Here is a 19716-nt window from a genome sequence, read left to right on the forward strand (position 1 = left end):
TAGATGCAAGGGGTTGACCTGATTGTAACCCAACTAAATATGACTTTTTCACTAGCAACCAACTAAATGTGACTTTTTATGACCTAGTTGGGATGGAAAAAAACTACTAAATATGACTTGATATGGCTTGACAAGCTTTGGTATTTAGGAAATAATTTATACTTAAGACAACAAAAGGTTATGCTAAGCGCTAGTTGTATCTACCTGTTATGACACAACCGAATATTTTGGAACTCGCGAAACAGGGAGATGCAAAGGCGATCGCGCTTCTGCTCAACCGCCAGCTACAAGCCAAGGGCATCACCGCCGCAGCTTCCCTTAAGGATGGTTGTTTACAGGTGATGCTGGAATCGGCAGAAGCGCCTAGTCAGCAAGTCTTGGCCCCGTGGGTGAGTAAGTCGATCGCTGGTTTGGGGGCGACATCGATTGAGAAAGTCAAGGTTTACGGGCGACAGACGGGCGCGAAGGTGCCGGCGTGGACTCAAGAGTTTGAAGTGGCGGGGCCAAAGTTGCCTGTTGCAAATGTCACAGAGGGGCGGGCAAGTTCTAGTGATAATACGGAGTCAAATCAGCTTAGTTTGAAGGAACGGGCTAAGCTTGGGGATGTGGATGCGATCGCCAGTCTGTTAAATCTTCCGTTACAAAATAAGGGAATTACGGCGACTGCGAGTTTGCAAGATGGTTGTTTGCAAGTGATGCTGGAGGGCGATCGGGTTCCTGATGAGGAGGTTTCTATCAGGATTGTCCGCAGGGAGTTGACGAATTTGAAGGCGGGGGCGATCGCTTCTGTGAAGGTTTACGGGCAGCAGGTGGGTGAAGATTTCCCGGCTTGGAATCGAGAGTTTGAGCTAAAGGCAGAGGTTAGTTCAGATTCAAAAAAATTATCAACAGATAAATTTGCAAATTTGACTGATCTATTGACTCCGATTATTGATTTGCTTAGAGAACGAAAATTTAAAGAATTGTTAGACATCGGCCAAAATTATCTTAATGAAAATCCCGATCGTCAAAAACGTTTGATTGTAGTAGGAGTTATTGTCTTAGCAACTCTAACCTTTAAAGGAATACCTTTTTTAGGTTTCAATCACAATATTCAAGGCTCACTAACACTCAAGGATGACTTCTTCGGTGGAGTGGGTCAGTTTTGTAATGGAAAAGGAGGTTACGGGGATATTAAAAGTGGTAGGCAGGTGCTAGTAAAAGATCATAAAGGAGAAACTATTGCGACTGGAGAGTTAGGCATAGGTAAAATAATATCTGATAACCACTGCCAATTTTCTATCGAAGTGAATGGTATAAGAAAAGCAGAGTTTTACACAATTCAGATCGGTAGGCGAGGCGATTTGACATATTCATATCAAGAGATGAAGGATAAAAACTGGGAGCTGAATGTGTCTTTGGGTGATTGATTTACTAGGAATAAAAGGAGTGGTTTATGATTTTTGTAATTCCGTTTATTATGGGCGCTTTAGCTGCGGCTGGGGCTGCGTATGGATCGGTTAAAGGCTCTGAAGGCATGGGAAAAATGAATGAAGCCAAGGAAATAGGAGAACGAGCCCAACATCGACACGAGAAAGCAGTCAGCGATCTAAAAGTAGACTGGGAAGCAGCCAACAGATTAGCAGAAGTTTACGGTCAACTGCAAATTCGTGTAAGGCATCGTACTATTGGGCGGTTTGTGGCTTTCATCGAACGCATTGGCCAGAAAGCTTCCCAAAGTGATATGAAATTTTTAGCTGGACTAGAAGGCATATCAATTCAGCAGCTAAAAGAATACAAAACTGTCGCGCTGGAAGGTCAGGAAGTATTCCAAGGTGTGACTTCATCCGCAGGGGCAGGCGCGGCTGCTGGTGCTACAGCAGTAGGCGTGGCGCAAACTTTTGGGACAGTCGCAGTTCCTCAATTTTTTGGCTTGTTTAGTACCAATGTAGCTGTTTCTCAACTCGGTATGTCTGGTGTGGCGGCGTGGTTAGGCGGTGGCAGCATGGCACTAGGTGGCGCTGTACTCGGAGGTATTGCACTTGGCCCTGCTTTAGCTGTTGGCGGTTTCCAAATTGCAGGTAAAGGTGAGGAAGCTTTAACGAAAGCACGTGAATACGAAGCTCAGGTTAACGTTGAAGTTGCCAAAATTGAAGAGGCTAGAGATTTCATCCGACAAGTCGAACGGCGAGTCAAAGAATTAGGCAAATTGGTGTCTGATTTAGATAGCCGCGTTGCTCTACTTCTCAACGAACTTGAATCAAAACCCTTTGATATAGTTCAAGATGCTGCTAAGTTTCAACAGGCACTAATGCTAGTGAAAGCCCTTGTAGAAATTATGAAAACCCCTGTGTTAGACAGCCAAGGAAATCTGAATTCGACAGTGGCGAATATTCAAGCAAAATACCGGAATATGTGAGGAAATTAACAATGAGCAAAATGGCAGCGTTTGTTAGCGGTGCTGATGCCTTGCAGCAACTTACTGCACATTACTTTGAGTACAAGCAAATCGCTGAACAAGAGCGGACAAAGCGGCGTGAAATCAAAGCCTGGGAAAAGGAAAGCCTCGCCAAGATTAAAGCTCAACGTGACTTGTTAATGGAGTACCTCGATCGCTCCTTTGATGAACGATCGAAAAATTTTCAGCAACTTTTCGATGTGGTCGATCGAGCAATAGCATCTGGTAATAATGAGCAACTGGGATTAGCATTAGATTCGATTACAGAGCTTGCTAAGTCTAGCCCGTTTAAAGAACTGGCTAATTTATCTTCTGTGCAGGCTGCTCTCGCCGATCCAAACCACGAGTGGAAGTTTTAATTAGCTAGCTGTTAAACCATTAGTGATAAACTAGAGTGGGGATTCCCCCACTCTAAAGGAGAGTAAATCATGGCTGACCTTGAAAACCTTCTAAACCAACTGCCCGAAATTGCCGAGGCAATGAAACTTACTATTGGCAATCCTAGCGAAATCAGACGTGAAATTGGGAAGATAGATAATCTTATAAAGCGACTAAATACTATTGGCAAGGAACTTGAAGAAGTATTAAATAATGAGAGATTTAATAAAGGATTTTTGGGAGCGATACCTTTGTTAGGGGCAGTTGCCGGCTTGTTCCTACCTGGTGGATTTTTAGTAGATGCACTTGTATCGGCAGGGAGTGGCTTACTTTTTGAAAAACTGGGCGATCCAGATAAGGAAACGTCTCTTGCTGACTTAATAGAAAATGTTGAAAACTTAATTGAGTGGGGCGATGGTTTAAAGAATATAGCAGAAAATATTTTAACTGATTCACAATTATTGATCAAGCTAGAATGGGAAAGGAAATCTCTAAGTATCCCAGAAGAAGTAAGGCAAATTGATGAAAATTTAAGAATTCACATAGACTTTGATGAAGAGCAAACTTTAAGGGAACAAGTTCAGCAAATAAAGGTAGCTCAAGAAAAGCTAAAACAGGTGCAGCCAAAACTGGATACTATCGTACAAAATCTTGAACGTAATGTCGAGCCAATTGAGCGCATAAAAGCTTTTATATCTTACTTTGGGGAATCAGTGTTTGCGATAGAATGGTTTGATGAAGAGCATGGGCTTATTATATCTTATGAGGATCAAACTACAACATTAGGAATTATCTTGAATGAATGTGCATCTTTAAAAGAAAAAGCTAATGCTTTAATTGACCGGGCTAATAGGTTAAGAGGACAGGCTGAACAATCTCTTAAACACCTAGAAAAAGAACGCCGTCACCAGGAACAAAAAAAACCTAGTCGTAAGCAAAGCGAAAGATCCACACAGACAGGAGAATCTCTAAATCCTATTGACCGTACCATGTCTTCAGAGCAAAGACGCGGGGGTAGAAGTGGCTGGATACTGATACTATCCACACTGACTCTAGGAGTTTTGGGTTTTATCGGCTGGAAAACTACCTTTCAAATTTCACCGAGTCAGCAGACAATACCAAATTCGGAAATTCCTCTAAATGTTGGAGAGCAAAAACCAAATTCTGAAGCTTCACCCACCTTAACACCGACTCCTCAGCCAGACCCAACTGCAACAAATTTAGCAGCCGCTCAAAAACTAGCAATGGAAGCTGCCGTTATGACTCAAAATCCACCTCATCCACTAGAAAATTGGCAGCAAGTACAAGGGAAGTGGCAGGAATCAATCAAATTGTTAGAGGCAATTCCAGACAGTTCGCCTGTTGCAACTCAAGCTCAAGAAAAGCTAAGTGTTTATCGAACTAACTATCAGGCGATTACTAATAGAATTGTCACTGAACAGAAAGCAGCCACTAATTTAGAAGCCGCCCAAAAACTAGCATGGGAAGCTGCCGTCATGGTTAATAATCCACCTCATCCTAAAGAAGTCTGGCAGAATGCTCAATCAAAATTGCAGCAGGCGATCAACTTGTTAAGTTCTATTCCTCAAGGTACATTTGTGGAAGCTCAAGCTAAAGAAAAGCTTGCTGATTATCAGAACAACTACACGCTAATAAGCAACCGAATTAAAACTGAAACTCCTTGATTTTATCGATATTTATCCATATTACCAATTAAGTTTTAAATTACCAGAGATTAAGCCAAATCCTAGCTGCTGATATCCTAGTTACTAAAAAGCGCGATCGCCCTTACGTCCCAACTTGTCACAAAGCGCGATCGCCCCTACATAAATTATTCAAACTAACTCCGACACACTCAGCCGCCCTTCTACGGGTTCATACTCATCTAGATCATTAAATTTTTTATCTCTTTTTTTTCCCTAAAACTAATTAATGAGATGAAGACCATGCAGTGACTATATGTAGCGCTTTTTGCTGCTCATTCCGGTCATAAGATTGTTTCATTGTTGTGCCATCAATGGCAATCACGTTTAGTTCCAATTCCCCGACTATCGCATTTACCCAACTCAAAAAACATTCTTGAAACTGCTGCGGTTCAATTCGGGCAAATAAGGAGACTAAACCTGTCACGAGATAGTATAATAATTCGGTAATTTTAGAAAGCTTTTTAACCATTCATATTTGGCGTTACCATAGGCTTCTATTGCCACCCATCCCTCGGCACCGCTGATGATAGCTAGAATCGCAATATATCTAATATCTTTGAGCAAATGTTCTTTACTTCTTTGTATTCTGGAGTCGTTCAATGTGGCCAAATGTTTTAAACAACTGGCATTTAAAATATTCACTCTTTTGCAATGAATCTGTTTGTTTTTGTTGGGAACTTACAGCTTTACTAAAACCTCTTGCCATAGATCACACTCATGAACTAGAATAAAATACATAAAAATTAGTCGGATATAACTGTAGCATATTTTGGGATAAAGTTAAGATGCGTTTACCCTGAATCTAAAATATTAAATCTAAAATCGTATGACTGATTATAAAGGCGATCGACAAACTAGCAATTTAGCAGCTATTCACCAACAAATCAATTGGCTTCAGCAACAGCCAGACGGCATCCTGTTTCAACAAAACTCCGGCGACAACTGCATCGCCGTAAAAAAAATAAACTCAGTGCTACTACTGCTTTTAGCAGACAGAGAAACCTTAATCACAAATGTAGCTCAATCAATCCTAGACCTCAACAATCCACTAAATTTAATCTTTCCCTATTCCAGAGCCGTGCTGCTAGCATTAGTCTGGAAAACTCACCCAAAAAAAATCTATGTAATTGGATTTGGTGGCGGCACCCTCCCCAGAATTTTCCACCACTATTTCCCTAACGCGATAGTCGAATGTACAGATATTGACCAAAAAGTAGTCGAAGTAGCTCAAAAATTTTTTGGCATTCAATTCGACGACAGACTCAAAGTAGCCATTCAAGACGGGCGCGAATATCTAGCCCAACAAGATTCCCCAGTAAAAAACGATATAATTATCGTGGATGCTGGTTTTGGCAGCGGCTATATGCCCTATAAATTGGTGACACAAGAATTTTACCAACTGTGCAAAACTCGCTTGTCAAGCGCAGGTGTTCTAGTTGTCCACCTGTTCCACAAACAAGAGTTTAATGCGGCAGCGGTGAAAACAATTCAAACTGTGTTCGCACAAATTTATATATGCAATTTAGAAACCGGCAACAGCGTTGTCATTGCGACTAATGCTCCCGATTTAGCTAAAAATGAAATTTTCTTGAAAGCCGAACTTATTCAAGATTTCCACAATTTAGGATTTTCCTTAATAGAAATGTCGCTCCAGCTAAAAAAAGTAGCCCAATTGCCCGAATGGGTGAAAATTTGGGAAACGCTGCCAATTTTTACAGATGCTGAAATACCCGCCGGATATTTGGACTGAGAAATATAGCCTTTCGATCTCTCATATGAGGTACTCATGGGCATAGGGCATAGGGCATAGGGCATAGGGCATAGGGCATACCTCACCACGCTTGAGAACCGCTATATACACAATTAGGGCTGTTAAGGGAATCCGACAAAAAACTCTAATTGTAGGGTGCTTATGGGGGCACCATCGGGCTGTAGGGTGTTTAGGGGCGCACCATCGCTATGCCTTTAGCAAATCCCCATCACTCAACAGTTGATACTACGAAACACCGCTCTAAAAAATACTTGACAGTGAAAATCTGGCGGTGTATTATAGAAGTAGTGCAAACAATTAAAAATATGAGACTAAAAAGTTGGGAGTCTCCTCGCAGCGAGGGTAGAAACTCCAAAGGTAAAGGCGGCTCAGCCAGGGCTCGGCAACTCAAAAAGCAACAGCAAACTCTGCGAAAACAGTTAAAAGCTCAACACGATCGATCAAACGATCGACCAAACGATCGACAAAACCACCAACCAAACCACCAACAAAACCATCAAGGGAAGGAAACCCATAATTCCTTCCCTTTTTTTGTATCTTTCCGCTGCTCAATCCCGCTGAATGTTCGGACAAATCGTGCTAGTAATGCTCGCCTGCGAGGGTTGCTCTTGCCAGCAGTTGAGAATGCCTAGCAACTCCCCCTTCAAAGTTTCTAAGGCTGCAATTTGCACGGAAATTTCCTCTACCTTAGCCGTTAGATGCTGCTTCGCTTCAGAGCAAGGCAACTCTCCCCGATCGCGAACCTCTAAAATATCCTTAATTTCCTGCAGGCTCAAACCCAGAGTCTGAGATCGTTTAATAAACGCCAACCTGTTGAATACGGTTTCGCCAAACAAGCGATAACCAGCGGGCGATCGCTCCACCGCAGGAGACAGCAAGCCCATCTCCTCATAGTAACGAACAGTTTTCACCGACAAACCACTACAGGCAGCTACAGAGCCAATTTTGTACAGTTTCTCGGCAACAGAAATATTCATAAACCAAGCATCCAAGATCGAAAGACTTTCTTGCCCTATCTTTTAGTGCCTTAGATCCAGGGAGTCGATCGGCACATCGCCCATTGAAATACTCACCGTCCTGAAGGAGCGGTGATTCTTGACGCTTCACGGGGATCTGCTACCGAAGTAGTCTGACAATCCCTCTGCGCCCGTTTTGAGTCGTGGCGATTCCCCATCCCGACTTTTTGTATGTTTCTCGAAGCATTTTGATCTCGATCCTGCTCAGTACCGCAACTAACACAAAGCACTGAGCGGATTGACAAATCAATCTTACCCCACTTGAAACCACAGTCTGCACAAACTTGGCTAGTAGGTTCCCACCTACTAATCACTTGAAACTCTCTGCCAAACTTTTCGGATTTGGCTTCACAGAGAGTCCTAAATTCTCTCCACCCCTGCTGGCTAATTGCTCGTGAGAGTTTTCGATTTTTCACCATTCCTGACACATTTAAATCTTCCAAAACAATCACTTGGTTTTCGTTGACTACTTTGGTTGACAATTTGTGCAGGAAATCTTTCCGGGCATCAGCAATGCGGTTGTGCAACTTAGCGATCTTAATTCGTGTTACGTTTCTCCTTTTGGAGTCTTTCGGTTGGCGAGCTAATTTGCGTTGGAGTTTTCGGATTTTTCGGTCTAACTTCTTGTAATTAGGACTTTCAGATTTTTCGCCATTGCTCATCACTGCAAAGGTTTTTATTCCCAAGTCGATTCCGAGGCTTTGATTTTTAGCCTCAGAATGCACGGGCTGAACTTCTACTACAAAACTTAGGAAATAACGATTTGCACAATCTTTGATTACCGTGATCGAGCTAGGTTCAGACGGGAGTTCTCTTGACCATATTGGCTTGACAATCCCAATCTTGGCTAAATAGATACCACCATTCTTAAAGGAAAAACCTCCAATCCGAAATCTGGCACACTGGCTATTTGTCCTTTTTTTGAACTTAGGATAACCCACCTTACGACCTTTCCGTTTTCCTTTACAGGAATCGAAGAAGTTCTTGAAAGCTGTTTCTAAGTCCGCTACAGACTGCTGTAGTGGGATATTAGAAACTTCGCTCAACCAAACTCTTTCTTCGGTATTTTTCGCTTGAGTTATTACTATTTTTTGCAAATCTGCTGAACTTGGCTTTTTTTTAGACTGCTTACAGAGGGCTAGACTGTCGTTCCAGACGACCCGAACGCAGCCAAACAGCCGAGCCAAGCTCTGCTTTTGTTCGGTTGTCGGATAAAATCTGTACTTGAATCTCGCCTTCATGGTTATACTAAATATTGGTCTGTAGGTTTGATTATATATTGGTTGATAAACAATGACAACTATTTACCGCAGGGAACGCCATTCTGTTATAGAAAGAACTTAAAGTACATTTGGTCTGTATAGCAAAATATCGTCGGTCTGTGTTCACGAGCGAAAGTCTTGGCTTGATTGAAAAGTCGTTTCGAGAGGTAGCTCAAAAAATGAATTTTCAAGTGCTAGAGTTCAATGGCGAAGATGATCACGTTCATGCGCTGATTGAGTATCCGCCTAAATTGTCGATATCTCAAATCGTTAACGCACTCAAAGGCGTGTCTAGTCGTCGTTACGGACAAGCTGGACACGAAAAACCCCACAAAGAAGCATTGTGGAGTCCTAGCTATTTTGCTGTTTCTGCTGGCGGTGCGCCTTTAGAGATTTTGAAAGATTATATTAGAAATCAAAAAAAGCCGTCCTAGAAGGACGGGGCTTGTATCCCATTTTTTTGGTCACCATTGCCCGGTAATCTTAATAAGGAGGATTTTTTTTAGACACATTAAGCACCGGTAACTGAGGTCTAGAAGACTGAGGAGGAAGATAGTATTCGGGAGCAGGTGCGGGTTGTTCGGCTCCAGAGCGGTAAAATTGCCACCAGCGGAGAGCCATCGCCACCCCAGCCGTGCCAAGCCCAAAAGCCAATAAAGAGCCACTCGCACCCATGCTGCCGATGGCTGCATCGACAACGCCCACTGTCACAACAAAGCTGGTAATTGGCTCTTTACGGTAAGCTGACCTCAAAAGTCGCGTCCACGAAGCATTCATTTGGTTTTACTCTGTTCTATATTTATTTACAATCTGCTATACAAAACTTGGCTAAACTTATCTCAGTTTCACCATTCAACTAGAAGTATTTTCTAGAGGGTCTGATTCCTGCTTCTGCCAAGGGAGTCGGCTCCTACTTGTCCACAGGCGTAAATTCGGGTGTAGCCCACCCTATTTTTTTAGTCAGTACAACTATTCTTTTTGAAGCTTTTAGCCATTGTTGAACCATTATTTTCAACCCATTTAACGAATCGTGGTATCCCGTTCGACCTTGTTATAGGCTGGTCAGTCTTAAATCGACCGTGGTTTACAAACCAGAAAATTTTTGCCTTGGTTTTCGGCATTATCCTGAGAATGTTACATAAAACGGAGCGCCTGTCAATATGGTCGCCATAATTCGCTTGAGGGCAAGTTTAATAAAGCATTAAGCGATTAGATCCATCTCTAAAACTTAGAGTTGGCGGAACGATCGGGATTTCTAGCTCAAAGACTAGCTTCACCTAAATTCATCTTCTCGCCTGTGGGGAATTGTACGGGAGCGAGGCAAAATTGCCAAGCTTGTCAAATCAAAATTCCACCCCATATATACCTCCAAAAGCCAGCTATTGCATTCGGGAACAGATCTCTCTCGGCAGAGAAGTCGCTGGGCTTCTTTCTAATTAATATTTTAATCAATTCCCGAATTTGTCGCGGTCAGCAGAAGCCACACCCGCTGCCGGAAGAGTCAAGACAAAGTGTAAGGCTGACCGCGCCATTGCTAAAATTAGTTGAGACCTAACCAGGACAGCAAGCCCTGGCCTGTGACATACTCGATAATTAAAGTTAGAGAAAAACCGATCATCGCGGCTCGACCGTTAAGGCGTTCCGCGTAGCTGTTGAAACCAAACTTTGGCTGTTCCAGTTTGGGGGTGACGGTGGGTTGTAGTTGTGTCATTGCTTTGGGTACCTGGCGATCGACGCTATTCAAATGTGAAATCCAATGTTAGTTACAAATCTTAAACATTGCTACTTCTATTATAAAGAGGGTTAACCGCCGTCAACCGTCCCGGAAGAGAAAAAACTGCTGCCAACTAATGCCAATTAATTATACCCACTCAAAATATGACTAATCAGTTAGATAACGATAAGCTTCCTGTCGCCGTACAGCGAGTAGCCTTTGCCCTTCGTACAACAGGCTGGGTTTGCTTCTGGGTACAGTTAGTGCTAGGGGTGGTAGCGGCGATCATTTTGCTCTTTGCCATCCCCTTCGCCCTCCCCAGGGCTACCGCCGGTGCGGGTTCAAACAGTGCCGGCACCGGCGGCGGTGTATTTTTTGCCATTTGCGGGCTGGCCGTACTCGCTTACAGCGTATATCGCTCTTTTCGCTTCACTCGGTTGTCGAGACAACTGCGATCGCCCGGTAACGCAGTCCGCCCCAAAAAAGCAGACACCATCAAAGAGGTGCGGCTGGCACTGATGAGCAACTTGTCAGGAATGATCCTGACGCTGATCGGCGCAGAAGCCATCAGCGGCACACTTTTAGCCAAATCTCTAGCTCAGCCGCAAGCCTTGTTCGGTGCCGCAGTTGATGTTGGTCGATTTATTCAGCCCCTAGATATATTTGTCGTACTCGCCAATACTCACGCCACTGTTGCCCATTTTGTCGGGATTTTCGGGGCTCTTTGGTTGCTCGATCGCATCCACAAACAATAGTCCTGGGGAATTGGGCATGGGGCATGGGGCATGGGGCATGGGGCATGAGCCTTCCCAGGGAATTGGGCATGGGGCATGGGGCATGGGGCATGGGGCATGAGCCTTCCCAGGGAATTGGCCCGCGCTGGGCATGGGCATGAGTGGGAATTGGTTATAAGTTATTGGTTATTAGTTATTGGTTATGCGTTATTGGTTATTTGTGAGGGCCTACTAATGCCCTGGGAAGGCCGATGCCCGATGCCCCATGCCCGATGCCCGATGCCCGATGCCCGATGCCCGATGCCCGATGCCCGATGCCCAATGCCCTATGCCCCACTCTCCCACTCTCCCCCAACCCAAATCCGGAATCACTGCCAACCTGTCGAAGAACGTACTCAGATACCTTCTACGAAGACAACATGAATATCATGGCACTGAAACCCGAGACTTATTTTGGGGTGACAGATCACCCAACTATTGAAATTTCTCAAGAAAGTTTTCGTTCTGTCCTAGGTCAAATAGAAGCTGAACTCCTATGTAGCGACACCTATAGCCAAGCTCTAGCTAGCTTGCAAACAATGTTGGGCGAAGCAGCCTCCGCTGCCGAAATTTTAATTAGAGCAGTTAGCAGAGAAGCCGTCAAGCTCGCATTCGATCGCTTTCCCAAACAAAACAAAATTGAACCGCAAGTAGCCCAAGAGAGTTTTACTGCTGTAAGTCCCGCCTTTGAGACGGTGACAGAAATTCAAGAATTGGAGCCACCAGTAGCTGCTCCTGTCTTCTATTGGCGCAGCGCTACTGTGGAAGCGCCGCCCCAAACCGAGTCTGAAACTGAAACTTCCGATCGAGACAGTAACACTGAAGACAGCAAACAAGCGCCCCAAGACGAACTTAAATTCGAGTCGGCTCCACCTGCAACTGTCACCGTCCCCGGAAAATCCTTCCCAGGGTTCGGTTTTCCCAAAAAGCCGAAAAAACTCACCAAGGAAGAAGAAGCAGCAAAAGCAGTTCAAGAGCGAGAAGAGTGCCTGCAGGAGTTGGGTAGAGAATTGCGTAAGGGACGGCAAGTTCGCTCCCTATCCCTGCAGCAACTCCACAGTCAAACTCTCGTGCCGCTGCACCACATCGAATCGATCGAAAATGGGGAAATCGACAAACTGCCCCAAGATATTTACGTTAGAGGTTTTATCCGCAGACTGGGCGACGCCTTGGGACTAGACGGCAGCGCTATGGCGAATGCTTTGCCCAAACCCGCTCCGAGCCCAATTCCCAGTATGTATGTGTCTGTTTCCGATTCCGACTCAGGCGAAGGCTTTCAAATGCGTCCGGTGCATTTGTACATCGGCTACACCGCTTTGATGGCTGGGGCTGTAGGGGGTTTGGGTTGGCTGTCGCAGCAACCCGTGATCCCCGGAGCACAGGCAGTACCTCAACCGCAGGTGGCACCGCCAGCCTCAGTTGCACCGGCTCAGAAGACCCCAGAAAAAGCACCTCAACCGGGCTTGAAGAAGTCTAATAACGGGGGATTGAGGATGGGGGCTGACATGGCGCCGCCGGAGGTGATTTTTGGTTAGTGTGTGTCGGGCGAGCGATCGTCCGACAACTCTCTTGGCGCAGGTGAACTCTGAAACCGAGTTTCAGAGTTCACCTGCATAGGGACACTTGCTTGAAGAAATAAGTCCCGCAAAGCAAATACGGTTGAGATTGTAGTTCAATCCCCGCTTTTCATCTATCTGTAGACTCAATTCTAAAATCTAAAATCTAAAATCTAAAATCTAAAATCTAAAATCTAAAATCGCCAGCCCCTGTACCCAAAGTGATTTTTCAACTGCATCAGGAAACCCGATATCTGCGATAAACTATCTATTTGACCACTCCTCAAAGAGGTTTTCGATAAGATGAGTTCCCCAGCCCCCGCTGCTTTCTCCGATCTCGATCCGCTATCTACTCAGTCCCCAACAGTCACGAGTTTGGCGGCACCAGACAGTGCTTTGGTAAGGGTGGCTCCACTGCCACAAAAATCTTGGACAATAGAAGAGAGTGAGAAACTCTACCGAATTCAAGGTTGGGGCGAACCGTATTTTTCGATCAATGCAGCCGGTCACGTTACAGTATCCCCCAAGGGCGATCGCGGCGGTTCCCTCGACTTGTGCGAACTGGTAGAATCCCTGAAACAGCGAAATTTGGCTTTGCCACTGTTGATTCGATTTTCTGATATTTTGGAAGACCGGATCGAGCGCTTAAATTCGTGTTTTGCCAGAGCGATCGCTCGGTACAATTACAAAAATGTCTATCGCGGTGTCTTTCCAGTAAAATGCAACCAGCACCGACAATTAATAGAAGATTTGGTGCGTTTTGGTGAACCCCATCACTTCGGACTGGAAGCCGGCTCGAAACCGGAATTAATGATAGCTTTGGCGACATTAAAAAACCCAGGCGCTTTGTTAATTTGCAACGGTTACAAAGACCGCGAATACATCGAAACTGCTATTTTGGCGCAGCGGCTAGGGCAAACTTCCGTAATTGTGCTGGAGCAAATAGAGGAAGTAGAACTCGCAATCGCCGCGAGCAAAGCATTAGGAATTAAACCAATTTTGGGAGTGCGATCAAAACTCACTACCAAAGGCGTTGGCCGCTGGGGAGGTTCCACGGGCGATCGGGCAAAATTTGGCTTGACAATTCCTGAAATTATCCGTGCAGTCGGCGAACTAGAAAAAGCTGGAATGCTCGATTGTTTGCAGTTACTGCACTTCCACATCGGCTCTCAAATTTCCTCAATTAGCGTCATCAAAGACGCCATTCGAGAAGCCAGCCACATTTATGTAGAATTAGCTAAATTGGGAGCTAATATGAACTACTTGGACGTAGGCGGCGGACTCGGCGTTGACTACGACGGGTCTAAAACAAACTTCCACGCTTCCAAAAACTACAATATGCAAAACTACGCTAACGACGTAGTAGCGGGAGTGAAAGATGCCTGCGACGAGCGCAAAATCCCGGTTCCAATTATCATTAGCGAAAGCGGGCGGGCGATCGCTTCTCACCAATCAGTGTTAGTTTTTGACGTACTCGGTACTAGCGATGTCCCCAGAGAAGTACCAGAACCAGTAGATGAAAACGCGCACCAAATTCCGCGCAATCTTTACGAAATTTACCAATCTATCAGTCCCGAAAATTACCAAGAAGTTTATCACGATGCTATCCAATTCAAGGAAGAAGCAGTCAGTTTATTTAACTTAGGCTATTTGGGAATTGCGGAACGGGCGAAAACGGAACAGTTGTACTGGGCTTGCTGCGATAAAATACAGGCGATCGCGCGGCAAAATGAATACGTATCTGACGATTTGGAAGACTTAGAAAAGGTGATGGCGTCCATTTATTACATCAACTTATCTGTTTTCCAGTCAGTACCGGACAGTTGGGCAATTAACCAATTGTTCCCTATTATGCCAATTAACCGACTCGACGAAGAACCAACTCAACGCGGTGTTTTAGCTGATATTACCTGCGACAGCGACGGCAAAATCGACCAATTCATCGATTTGCGAGATGTGAAGTCGGTTTTGGAACTGCATACTCTCAAACCAGGAGAACCTTACTATTTGGCGCTATTTTTGGGAGGTGCTTATCAAGAAATTATGGGCAACCTTCACAACTTATTCGGCGATGCTAATGCAGTTCACATTCAGCTAACACCTTCTGGCTATCATATCGAACACGTTGTGAAAGGAGACACTATGAAAGAAGTCCTCAGCTACGTACAGTACGATGCAGAAAGTTTGGTTGAAAGCATCCGCCGTCAGACAGAAGCAGCTTTGCAGCAAAATAAGATTACTCTTTCCGAGGCCCAACTTTTGCTGCAAAATTACGAGCGGAGTCTCAGCCAATATACTTATCTTCAGTCGTGAAATGTAGGGTGCAACTGAGATGTTGCACCACTGTCAATAAGCCTTTTATGAACAGGCTTTCCGGCCTGTTCCACAAAGAGTAGATTTTCTTGTGGAACAGGCCGGAAAGCCTGTTCTTGAGAATGGTGGAAGATGTGAGGTGCAACCTAAGCACATTACCAGAATTAAAAGCTGAGATCGTAAATGTAAAAGTAGGGTGCGCTAGGCGCACCTTACCTTGAGCAATTAGCAATTAGCAATTAGCAATTAGCAATTATCCACCATTACCGAGAATTTCAGATATCGCCCGCCGCTCTTCTCCGTGTTGAGTCGGTAAAACTTGGCGAGCGTCAGTAATCAGCCAATCGAGAGCCGCCGCTTGCAAATCGATCGCAGCCCCGGTTTTATCAACGCAGTAGCGCCCGAACACCAGTTTGTCAACCAACCGCACCTCCGGGCCCAAACGGGAATACTCAAAAATCACGCTGTTTTCCACAGTGGCGCCACTGCAAAGCCAACAATTTGGGCCAATCATTGTCGGGCCGACAATTTTTGCTCCATCCTCAATGATCGTCATCCCGCCGATGTAAACAGGCCCCGTAATATCAACCTTATCCCAGTTAACAGCTACATTCAAACCAGCGTAAATGCCGGGGCGTACTTCAATCCCCGGAATAGAAACATTTTTAACTTGTCCCAGGAGCACGCTCTGAATTGCCCGCCAATAGTCAGGAACTTTGCCGATATCCACCCACTCAAAGTCCATGCTAATCCCGTAAAAAGGGGCGCCGGCTGCTACTAGCGCGGGGAATAACTGCGAACCGATATCGTATTCCTGGCCCGAAGGGATGTAATCGAATATTTCCGGTTCAAAAATATAAATACCAGTGTTAATATCGGTACTCAGAGCTTCCTCGACAGAAGGTTTTTCTTGGAAATCTTTAATTTTGCCAGACTCGTCTGTTACCACCACTCCGTAACTGGGAACCTCCTCGCGGGGAACCGATTTCATCACAATAGTAGCGATCGCCCCTTTTTCCCGGTGCCACTTCACAGCCGCAGTCAAGTCCAAGTCAATCAAAGCGTCGCCGCACAGTACCACAAAAGTATCGTCAAAAAACGGCGAGAAGTCCTGAATTCGTTTCATGCCACCAGCCGAACCGAGAGCCTCTCCAATCAGTTCTCCATCCTCAATTCGCCCTTCAAAAGAATAGGCAATTTGTACCCCAAACTTTTGACCGTCGCGGAAGTAGTTTTCAATCACGTCTGCCAGGTGGGAAACATTGACCATAATTTCGTCAAATCCGTGCTGGCGGAGCAATTCAACCAAAAACTCCATCACTGGCTTTTGCAGGATCGGAATCATCGGTTTGGGTATTGTCTGAGTAATAGGACGGACGCGAGTGCCTTTACCGGCCGCCAGAATCATCGCTTTCATAAGAAAAACTCGGTAAGTGGGAAACTCAGGGTCTAAAGACCCTGAGAGGGAAACGACACGGGCGGTTTCAACCGCCTTTAATCTTTCTGTATCCATTACCGCCTTGGAGTTGCTCGACAGGAGTGTACTTTTGTAATGCACTTTCGGCAGGACAGTTACCGCCTCAAACCTTGCAACTCTGTACGCATAATGTTTGCTCTTATGGAGCCTCCCTTTCGGGGTAATGTTCGCTTCGACCTGGTTATAAAAGCTTGTTAGACCTGCAACACTGTTTCAGTGACTTTAAAACTGTTTAATTGCAGATGACAGAGCCCAAAACTAGCGTCGCATTCTCCGGTGTCGTGACCTAAATAACGTCTCCTCTTTCGAGGGGTCTGGTCAGAACAGCTTGCAATTTCTTACAAGCTCAGTGGCTTTAGCCCTGAGTTCCTGACTCTTAACTTCCTCAACCATCTGTTAACTGATATCAACTGAACAATTAGATGCTAGCGGTTGCGATCGTCTAATCGATCGATCACAGCAAAATCCTGACCTCTTTATAGGCGACATCGTACCAGGCTATCAATCATTTATCCCCAATTTACCTAGATTTAAGAAACCAGGAATAGGGAATCACCAAGAAATTCGCACTGCCGCTCTCCGCATTCGGGACTCAGCAATAGAATGCCATAGAGCGAGATTCTGCCTGGAATATTAACCGACGCAGTGGCATAGTTATTAGTTTCCCCCCAGAACCTAATACCCTGCAAGCTCAAAGCGCGCGGATTTTGAGGTCTTGGTAAAACTCCTCTTGAAGCAACTCTACTTTAGACTGAGCCGATAGCAGCAACAACGCCCAAAAAATACCCACGCGGTCATGATTTGGCAAGTGAACTTCCCCAGTCGATACCGGGTGTTCTGGATTGACAGGAGAGTGCAAATCGTTATGATGCCAGAGCTCTAGCAATTTGTCCAAGTCCAGCCAACCCTCGTCAATTTCCGCGCCCCGCTGAGCCAGAAACTGTTCGAGTTCACTAGCAGTTTCTACGAGATTTTCTTGGTGAGCTAGCTCAAAGATAGCCTGGGCCGCTTGCGATCGCATTTTTGAGGTAGGGCGGCGCCTGGGGGTAACTGTCTGCTGCTCCATTGCTGCTTTCATTAGCTGCAACTGCTCAATCAGTTCTGGGAGTGTCACCGGGCGTTTTTGCGGTAGTTGAGCTACACCGCGACGGCGCAATTGCCGCTCTAAATGCTGCGGCAAGTGTCGCCCGCCTGAGTGCTCTGCGTCTTCTACTGCCGGCTCGTCGGCGTCGGGATTCGCGGGGGGTTCGGAGAGGACGATACTTTCTGCTTTGAGCAAAACCAGCATTGAAGCGTACAAAAACGCTTGGCCGGAGTGGGACAAATCGGAGAAATCCTTACTCTGATCTGCATCGCAGGCGTTCGTAAGCTTGCTCAGACATCGATCGAACACTTCAATTACCTTAACGTCCCAAGGATCGATTTCTCCCCGTTCGGCTAGGTCAATTAAAATTGCGATCCCCTCGGAAATCGTTTGTAAGCCATCTTGGTCTCGGGAAACGGCCATTCGATTTTAGATTTTAGATTTTAGATTTTAGATTTTAGATTTTAGATTTTGCCTCTGGGAAAACGAGAGAGCATATCAAGTTAATTGGCGGTTATTTCAGCAGTTGTGCCCTCAATGGCTGCTATTTCTAAACTTATCGGTTCTGCACTTTCTAACAAAGGTTGTTGGCCTTCTACTTCGGCTTTATAGCGTTCAAGATTTTGTTCTAATTCCTGAATCCGCTGCTCTTTTTCGCGAACTTGGCGGAGTTGTTGGCGCGAGGCGAGGGTTCGCTGCATTCTCGACCACAGACTGAACAGCCACGCTAGTGTTGCCCCTAATCCAGTCGCTACAATTAGTTCTACGCACAGCGGAGCTTTAACTTGGACGCCTTCGATAACTTGAATCGCGACTGGCTGTGTATTTTCGATGCTGAATAATACTAGAGCCAAGCAAATCAGAAAGATGAAGAAGAAATTTAGCGATCGCATTTTCTCTGTTCCTAATTCTCAATTCAGGTTAAGCAAATTATTTACCATTTGTCAACTGTTTTTTGACAGATATTCTCAGTTTTTTTGATAAAATCAAATCGGGTCAATTAACCATAATATCCGGGGAGGGGCGGGTTTATTGCAGCTCTGAGAGTTCATTTAAGAGATTGATTAAGCCGCCCCTCTAGGACATATCCTGGGAGCATCTCACCTTTGCAGCCCTCCGCTAGAAATTGGAGTTTTGAGGCAGGAGGCAGGAGGCAGGAGGCAGAAGGAAAGAGGAAGAAGGAAAGAGGAAGAAGGAAGGAGCCAGAAGAAGGAAGGAGCCAGAAGAAGTATTTTTACAAATATGAGATGCTCCCCATATCCTCTTTAGGTTTGACCGATGTTTTGCGGTTTCTTGCCGATTCCCAGCGCTGGCAATATTTGATATTTCAAAGCAATGCCCGCCGCCACAAATAAGGCAATAATCAGCGCCCCAATTCCTACGGGACTGGGAATCCAGAATATCGCCTCCAAATAGTTAACTTCTCCGGGTTTTAGCTTCCAAACTAACTGTTTTCCTTGCTGAGAGCTTTCGGGAACCAGCGCACCGGCGACAGTTTCAATACTTTCGGCGCCCCAAGGCGTGTTCAAGCTAAAGTCTAGCTCCAAAAGTCCCCCCGGACTCAGCAGCAGACTACCATTAGAAGAAAGCAGTGAAAGAGAGCGCAAATCCAATTCCAAACTCAACCGATTTCGCAGCACCAATAATAAATTATTCTGCTTGACACTAAGGTGAGATTCAAACTTCGGCAAATCTGTTTCTAGCGGACTTGCGACCCGATATTTTGTGCTTGGTGCGATCGGATTGTAAAATTGGTTGAACTTGTCTTGCAACTCGGCTCCATTATTGAAAGGAATCCTCACTAGAACTTCTGTGGGGGAAAGCCGTTTAGTTTTTCCGTCCAGCAACCTCACCCGGCGTTCTACGCTTTTCAACCATTCTGCAACTGTTTCGCCGCTGAAGCTCGTCAACCTTTCCCCCAGTTTAATGTGCTGCACGATTTCGCCACGAGTTTGACTCTCAAAGTTGACCCCGACATCGTACTGAACGCATCCAGTCACTAGAGTTAAAAGGCAAAAAACCAAAGGTAAAAGAAAGAAAAAGTGCTTTTTCTTCTTCCGAGTTCCATCCTTGACATTTTGCTCTTTCATTATATATTTTTCCCTATTTTTACCTAGTTGCATGAATTAGCAAAGCGTTGAATTGCCGACACTGTTTCTATGTTTGTTTCGCACGTTAACTGGTTCCTAGGCTCTGCCTGGGAACCCATGTCCAGAGGCTTTGCCTCGC

General features: G+C 45.2%; 21 protein-coding genes. 9 read left to right on the forward strand and 12 right to left on the reverse strand.

Going from position 1 to position 19716, the window contains the following annotated elements; all coding sequences use genetic code 11:
- Window positions 1–209: 209 nt before the first annotated feature.
- The 4 genes from QUB04_RS05635 to QUB04_RS05650 all read left to right on the forward strand — a co-directional run bounded on the left by QUB04_RS05635 (window position 210) and on the right by QUB04_RS05650 (window position 4500).
- Complete coding sequence (locus QUB04_RS05635; protein WP_333282016.1) at window positions 210–1409, forward strand: hypothetical protein; 1200 nt, start codon at window positions 210–212, stop codon at window positions 1407–1409.
- Window positions 1410–1435: 26 nt separating this feature from the next.
- On the forward strand, window positions 1436–2398 hold the full coding sequence (locus QUB04_RS05640; RefSeq protein WP_333282018.1) for a hypothetical protein: 963 nt from the start codon (window positions 1436–1438) through the stop codon (window positions 2396–2398).
- A gap of 11 nt (window positions 2399–2409) precedes the next feature.
- Window positions 2410–2796, forward strand: a complete 387-nt coding sequence (locus QUB04_RS05645; RefSeq protein ID WP_228049967.1) for a hypothetical protein — start codon at window positions 2410–2412, stop codon at window positions 2794–2796.
- 69 nt (window positions 2797–2865) lie between these two features.
- Window positions 2866–4500 (forward strand): hypothetical protein, encoded by a 1635-nt coding sequence (locus QUB04_RS05650; protein ID WP_333282023.1) that lies wholly within the window; start codon window positions 2866–2868, stop codon window positions 4498–4500.
- Window positions 4501–4744: 244 nt separating this feature from the next.
- On the opposite strand, the gene QUB04_RS05655 is transcribed toward QUB04_RS05650, so the two are convergent.
- Window positions 4745–4990, reverse strand: coding sequence for a hypothetical protein (locus QUB04_RS05655; protein ID WP_333282026.1), 246 nt, complete (start codon window positions 4988–4990; stop codon window positions 4745–4747).
- Window positions 4942–5163 (reverse strand): transposase family protein, encoded by a 222-nt coding sequence (locus tag QUB04_RS32480; RefSeq protein ID WP_445301034.1) that lies wholly within the window; start codon window positions 5161–5163, stop codon window positions 4942–4944. Before QUB04_RS32480 ends, QUB04_RS05655 begins: the two co-directional genes overlap by 49 nt.
- Before the next feature lie 184 nt (window positions 5164–5347).
- Here QUB04_RS32480 and QUB04_RS05660 point away from each other — a divergent pair, with 184 nt between their 5' ends.
- Window positions 5348–6271 carry a fused MFS/spermidine synthase gene (locus tag QUB04_RS05660; protein WP_333282029.1) on the forward strand — a complete coding sequence of 308 codons (924 nt, stop codon included), beginning with the start codon at window positions 5348–5350 and terminating at the stop codon, window positions 6269–6271.
- Between the two features lie 408 nt (window positions 6272–6679).
- Here QUB04_RS05660 and QUB04_RS05665 read toward each other — a convergent pair whose 3' ends face one another.
- From QUB04_RS05665 to QUB04_RS05675, 3 genes are all read right to left on the reverse strand, one after another.
- Window positions 6680–6844, reverse strand: a complete 165-nt coding sequence (locus QUB04_RS05665) for a hypothetical protein (RefSeq protein ID WP_333282032.1) — start codon at window positions 6842–6844, stop codon at window positions 6680–6682.
- Complete coding sequence (locus tag QUB04_RS05670; RefSeq protein ID WP_333282035.1) at window positions 6841–7269, reverse strand: heavy metal-responsive transcriptional regulator; 429 nt, start codon at window positions 7267–7269, stop codon at window positions 6841–6843. The genes QUB04_RS05665 and QUB04_RS05670 overlap by 4 nt, the downstream gene beginning before the upstream one ends.
- Before the next feature lie 92 nt (window positions 7270–7361).
- Window positions 7362–8549, reverse strand: a complete 1188-nt coding sequence (locus QUB04_RS05675; protein WP_333282038.1) for a transposase — start codon at window positions 8547–8549, stop codon at window positions 7362–7364.
- A 110-nt stretch (window positions 8550–8659) separates the two neighbouring features.
- On the opposite strand from QUB04_RS05675, the gene tnpA reads away from it, so the two are divergent.
- Entirely contained in the window at window positions 8660–9004 is a 345-nt protein-coding gene (gene tnpA, locus QUB04_RS05680; protein WP_445301035.1) for an IS200/IS605 family transposase, read from the forward strand.
- 49 nt (window positions 9005–9053) lie between these two features.
- On the opposite strand, the gene QUB04_RS05685 is transcribed toward tnpA, so the two are convergent.
- On the reverse strand, window positions 9054–9347 hold the full coding sequence (locus tag QUB04_RS05685; RefSeq protein ID WP_006632298.1) for a hypothetical protein: 294 nt from the start codon (window positions 9345–9347) through the stop codon (window positions 9054–9056).
- A 763-nt stretch (window positions 9348–10110) separates the two neighbouring features.
- Window positions 10111–10281: a hypothetical protein gene (locus QUB04_RS05690; protein ID WP_172186391.1), complete on the reverse strand. Its 171-nt coding sequence runs from the start codon at window positions 10279–10281 to the stop codon at window positions 10111–10113.
- A 167-nt stretch (window positions 10282–10448) separates the two neighbouring features.
- Here QUB04_RS05690 and QUB04_RS05695 point away from each other — a divergent pair, with 167 nt between their 5' ends.
- Entirely contained in the window at window positions 10449–11039 is a 591-nt protein-coding gene (locus QUB04_RS05695; protein WP_333282041.1) for a DUF3611 family protein, read from the forward strand.
- 193 nt (window positions 11040–11232) lie between these two features.
- Here the strand turns inward: QUB04_RS05695 and QUB04_RS05700 are convergent, their stop codons facing one another.
- Complete coding sequence (locus tag QUB04_RS05700; RefSeq protein ID WP_333282044.1) at window positions 11233–11355, reverse strand: hypothetical protein; 123 nt, start codon at window positions 11353–11355, stop codon at window positions 11233–11235.
- Between the two features lie 82 nt (window positions 11356–11437).
- Between QUB04_RS05700 and QUB04_RS05705 the strand changes: the two genes are divergently transcribed.
- Together QUB04_RS05705 and speA are read left to right on the forward strand one after the other, a co-directional pair.
- Window positions 11438–12592 carry a helix-turn-helix domain-containing protein gene (locus QUB04_RS05705; RefSeq protein WP_333282047.1) on the forward strand — a complete coding sequence of 385 codons (1155 nt, stop codon included), beginning with the start codon at window positions 11438–11440 and terminating at the stop codon, window positions 12590–12592.
- A 324-nt stretch (window positions 12593–12916) separates the two neighbouring features.
- Window positions 12917–14926: a biosynthetic arginine decarboxylase gene (gene speA, locus QUB04_RS05710; RefSeq protein WP_333282050.1), complete on the forward strand. Its 2010-nt coding sequence runs from the start codon at window positions 12917–12919 to the stop codon at window positions 14924–14926.
- A gap of 253 nt (window positions 14927–15179) precedes the next feature.
- Here the strand turns inward: speA and QUB04_RS05715 are convergent, their stop codons facing one another.
- The 4 genes from QUB04_RS05715 to QUB04_RS05730 all read right to left on the reverse strand — a co-directional run bounded on the left by QUB04_RS05715 (window position 15180) and on the right by QUB04_RS05730 (window position 19577).
- The gene (locus QUB04_RS05715; RefSeq protein ID WP_333282053.1) at window positions 15180–16343 is read right to left on the reverse strand and encodes an NDP-sugar synthase; all 1164 of its coding nucleotides are present in this window, start codon (window positions 16341–16343) and stop codon (window positions 15180–15182) included.
- Between the two features lie 751 nt (window positions 16344–17094).
- Window positions 17095–17910, reverse strand: a complete 816-nt coding sequence (locus QUB04_RS05720) for a ScpA family protein (RefSeq protein WP_333282056.1) — start codon at window positions 17908–17910, stop codon at window positions 17095–17097.
- A gap of 80 nt (window positions 17911–17990) precedes the next feature.
- Complete coding sequence (locus tag QUB04_RS05725) at window positions 17991–18380, reverse strand: LapA family protein (protein WP_333282058.1); 390 nt, start codon at window positions 18378–18380, stop codon at window positions 17991–17993.
- Window positions 18381–18752: 372 nt separating this feature from the next.
- Window positions 18753–19577 (reverse strand): DUF3153 domain-containing protein, encoded by an 825-nt coding sequence (locus tag QUB04_RS05730; protein ID WP_333282061.1) that lies wholly within the window; start codon window positions 19575–19577, stop codon window positions 18753–18755.
- Between the last annotated feature and the right edge of the window lie 139 nt (window positions 19578–19716).

This window comes from Microcoleus sp. D2_18a_B4 (assembly GCF_036702475.1).
Taxonomy (GTDB): domain Bacteria; phylum Cyanobacteriota; class Cyanobacteriia; order Cyanobacteriales; family Microcoleaceae; genus Microcoleus.